This window comes from uncultured Meiothermus sp. (assembly GCF_937863175.1).
Lineage (GTDB): Bacteria > Deinococcota > Deinococci > Deinococcales > Thermaceae > Meiothermus.
In genome coordinates, this window is the sequence record NZ_CALMCQ010000211.1 from 1 (window position 1) to 3,977 (window position 3,977).

Sequence of the window (3,977 nt, forward strand, 5' to 3'; positions counted from 1 at the left end):
GCCATCGGCGGCGGGGCTGGACAAAAAAACTTAGCGCTCTGCTCCAGTACGGAAGCTGGCTCCGCTAACAATCAACATCTCAGCCGGATGGATCACTACACCCTGCACCTCACGGCGAATAGCCGTAACCTGCTGCTCAGAGTGGAGAAAGACCCAGGGGGCATCATCGTGGATGATCTGCATGGCAGAGCGGTATAGCTGCTGCCGGGCCTGGGGATTGGTTGCAACGCGGGCCTGATCGAGAATGCGGTCAAGCCGGGGGTTCGAGTAGAAGCTCCGGTTGGAACCCTGGGGAACATGCTGTGCGGTGTGGAAGAGTGGGAACAGGCCGTAGTCGGCGTCACCGGTCACAGTACCCCAGCCCAGCATGGCTACTTGAACCTGATTGCGATCACGTGGCAGGTTGGTGAAGGCCAGGTAAGCACCCCATTCCATGGTCTGGAGTTCGACCTGTACCCCAATGGCCCTTAGCTGGCTCTGGATGGTCTCAGCTATACGGACATCCTGCAAATAGCGCCCAGTGGGGAAGGATAGGGTGAAACGCAGGGGGTTCTGAGCATTGAAGCCAGCCTGGGCCAGTAATTGGCGGGCTAGACTGGGGTTGAAAGCATACGTGCCAATCTTGGTATAGCCGAAGATACCAGGGCTGATGGGTGCATCGGAGACCCGACCAAAGCCACCAAGGACAAAATTTACAATTTCTTCTTTGTTGATGGCATGGTTGAGAGCTCTGCGTACCCGTACATCGTCAAAGGGCTTCCTGGCGTGGTTAAAGTAGAGGTAGATGGTGCGCACGCTGGGGGTAGTAACCACATTGAGCTCTGGGCGGGCACGGAGGCGCGCCACGTCTTGCGGAGGAACCCGCACTGCAATGTGGGCCTGCCCGGTCTCGACCAGGGCCATACGGGTAGTAGACTCGGGTACTGCAAGAAAGCGCAGGCGCTCGATAGCAGGTTTGCTACCCCAGTACTCGTCGTTGCGAACCAGCTCGACAAACTGACCCTTCTGCCAGCGATCAAAACGGAATGGACCAGTGCCTACCGGGTTGTCACGATAAGTGGCTCCCAGGCGACGGATGGCCGCCGGGCTCTGGATCCCGGTTGAGCCGTGGGCGAGATGGGAGAGTATCGGGGCAAAAGGCTCTGGCATCCTCAGGCGTACCGTAAGTGGGTCGGGGGTCTCAATGGCAGTTACTCTGCCGCGCAGCAAAAAGGCAAAAGCCGATGCGGTTTCTGGAGCGATCAGGCGCTCGAGGTTGAATTTCACTGCCTCAGAGGTCAGGTCGGTGCCATCATGAAACTTGACCCCTCTACGCAGGGTCAGGGTGAGCATCCTGCGATCGGTGCTAAAGCTGAAGCGCTCTACCAGATTGGGCTCTATCCTTCCCTCAGGGGTGTAGGTGAATAGCGTCTCCACTACCTGGTAGATCACCGTGAAAGAGGGTGAGTCGGTAGCCAGATGTGCATCCAGCGTAACCGGGTCGGTGCCCTGGGCAATAACCAGGGTTCGGGGCTGGGCCAGGGCCACCGATAGGCCCAGTCCCAGTGCAAGCGCGGCTAAAAGTTTGAATCGCATCTTCTCCTCCGTTCGTAGCTTTCTCCCCTGGGGTTCTCTTCCCACCGGCGTTCCGACCCGAGCTAGCGTTGCTTTTTGCAAGTTAGGCCTGGCCTTGTGGCTGCGCCGGACCAGAAACCGCAGACGGGATTCGGTACATCCGACGAAGCCCCAGCAGTCACAGGATGCAGGGGAACATCATGCTACGTGGCGTTCAGGATACGCAAAAAACCAGCCAAATTCTTGCAGTCCAGATTACACTTCTGGCCACGCCCCAGCCTCCACTCTTGCAGGTTCCTGGGTAGCTGATACCATGAATCCTACACCCATTGGTTTGGGGTGGAACCAAACTCTTTTATTCGTCCAGCCAGGTTCTGGCGAATCGGGAGGGCCCACTGTGGCCAACGAAATTCAGAAAGTCGAAGTGATTGAAATCAACCCGACCAAGCGCTATAGCAATGATGATTTCTGGCGCAAGCTAAACCGGTTTGCTCGCAAGGCGGGCCGCGAAGTAGTTGAAAAAGCCCTCTGGCTCTACTATGCGATGCAGCGCCCGGAGACACCGGCCTGGGCCAGGCGCACGATCATCGGGGCCCTGGTGTACTTTTTCCTGCCCTTCGATCTTGTAGCCGATCTGGCTCCCCTGGTGGGTTTTACCGATGATTTGAGCGTTCTGCTGTTAGCCGTCAGCACAGTTGCAGCCTACATCACGCCCACGGTCAGGGAGGAGGCACGCCTCAAGGCCAAGGAGTGGTTTGGCGAGACAGAACTCCATACTTCACCTTTGTAGAGCGATTCACCGTAATACCGGATTCAAAGAGATCATCCTCCAACCAGGAGACCCCGAGGCGATCTTTTTGAATACTGGAGCACCCCCCTCCCTGACGGTCGGCGAGTAAAAGCGTCTCCCTTCGGTCGGGTTCTAACCGAATCTGGTACAAGTACTCCTTCCAGCAAAGGCATGTCCTGGAGGGAGTACTTATTCTCCCAAGCCGGGAGGAGGCCGCGCAGGGCCCTGCAACACCTGCAACCGAGCACCGCATTTCGCGTTTGGCAGGGTGCGGGTGCGCTCAGGGCGGTTGCCGTGGAAAGCGTACCCATTCATAGAACCCAGAGATGGTTCTCAACGCAACCGCATTAATTCGAAAACCACCCTACACACCCTGCTTAGGCGCCATGCCAGGAACCAGGAGGCCGATCGGGAATTTCCAACGAGGCAGTTTCGATCTTGTAGAGTTGCATTCCCCTGGCCTGGTAGTTGGCCAGTGCCGCCGGGCTGTCCAGCGAGCAGGTATGCACCCAGACTCTTTTGGCTCTCAGCCGCCAGGCTTCCTCGAGGGCACAGGTTAGCAGATAACCCCCCAGCCCCATCCCGCTAAACTGCTTCAGCAGGCCAAAATAGGCGATTTCGACGCTTTGTTCAGGCTGCACCTCGAGCTGAAAGTAACCCGCAGGCGTGCCCTTCAGGTAGGCCACCCAGGTGTGCAGACTGGAATTTTGGGCGTATTCCAACCATTGCTGGTAGGTCCAGTTGGCTTTTTCGTACCAGTACCAGTCCCCCCCCACGCTGCGATAGAGAAAATGCTGCAACTCGGCGCTGGGAATTTCGGCTTTGATGATCTGTAACCCCTCTGCTCTGGTGCGCCTGGGTCGCAGTGCATCGGGGGAGCGCATCTCGAGGTAGTAGGTGGTCACTACAGCACGCATGGGCCGATTGTATCGGCTTCCCAGGTGCGGTGGTTCAGGGGTTTACTACAGAGATGGAACCTTTTGAGACCTGCGGCACTCCTCAGTGTCCGCCCAGATAGGCTTCCTGAATCTCGGGCCGGGCTGCCAGCTCTTTGGCAGGACCGCTCATGGTCAGGTGACCGGTCTGCAATACGTAGCCCCGGTGGGCAATTTGCAGGGCCAGGCGGGCGTTTTGTTCCACCAACAAAATAGTTTTGCCTTGCTGGTTGAGTTTCTGGATGATCTCGAAGATGAAATCCACCAGCACTGGGGCCAGACCCATCGAAGGCTCATCCATCAGCAGTAGTTTGGGGTCTTGCATCAGCGTGCGCCCAATCGCCAGCATTTGCTGCTCGCCGCCCGAAAGCGTGCCCCCCTTTTGCTGGCGACGCTCGGCCAGTCGGGGAAACAGGGTGAAAGCCTGCTCTTTGCGCTCCTGCACGACTCTGGCATCGTTGATTAGAAAACCGCCCATCTCGAGGTTCTCTTCCACGGTCATGCGGGGGAAGATCCGCCGCCCTTCAGGCACATGCCCAATGCCCAGCCCCACAATCTTGTCGGCTGGGAATTTGTGGATGGACTTGCCGCGATACACCACCTCGCCTTTGCGGGGCTTGTTCATGCCGCTGATGGTGCGCAAGGTGGTGCTCTTGCCTGCTCCGTTGGCTCCGATCAGGGTGACGATTTCACCCTCC

General features: G+C 57.8%; 4 protein-coding genes. 1 reads left to right on the top strand and 3 read right to left on the bottom strand.

Features of this window, described 5'->3' with window-relative positions:
* Nucleotides 1-30: 30 nt before the first annotated feature.
* Nucleotides 31-1,575, bottom strand: coding sequence for a glutathione ABC transporter substrate-binding protein (locus tag Q0288_RS08250; protein ID WP_299429417.1), 1,545 nt, complete (start codon nt 1,573-1,575; stop codon nt 31-33).
* 376 nt (nt 1,576-1,951) lie between these two features.
* On the opposite strand from Q0288_RS08250, the gene Q0288_RS08255 reads away from it, so the two are divergent.
* Nucleotides 1,952-2,344: a YkvA family protein gene (locus tag Q0288_RS08255; protein WP_299429418.1), complete on the top strand. Its 393-nt coding sequence runs from the start codon at nt 1,952-1,954 to the stop codon at nt 2,342-2,344.
* Nucleotides 2,345-2,721: 377 nt separating this feature from the next.
* Here Q0288_RS08255 and Q0288_RS08260 read toward each other — a convergent pair whose 3' ends face one another.
* Together Q0288_RS08260 and Q0288_RS08265 are read right to left on the bottom strand one after the other, a co-directional pair.
* Nucleotides 2,722-3,261: a GNAT family N-acetyltransferase gene (locus Q0288_RS08260; protein WP_299429419.1), complete on the bottom strand. Its 540-nt coding sequence runs from the start codon at nt 3,259-3,261 to the stop codon at nt 2,722-2,724.
* 82 nt (nt 3,262-3,343) lie between these two features.
* Nucleotides 3,344-3,977 (bottom strand): ABC transporter ATP-binding protein (locus Q0288_RS08265; protein WP_299429420.1); only part of this gene is annotated, 634 nt, incomplete at its 5' end.

Bases quoted from the DNA above. Each gene is read 5' to 3' on its own strand.
- Q0288_RS08250 (WP_299429417.1), bottom strand. From the start codon at position 1,575: ATGCGATTCAAACTTTTAGCCGCGCTTGCACTGGGACTGGGCCTATCG.
- Q0288_RS08260 (WP_299429419.1), bottom strand. From the start codon at position 3,261: ATGCGTGCTGTAGTGACCACCTACTACCTCGAGATGCGCTCCCCCGAT.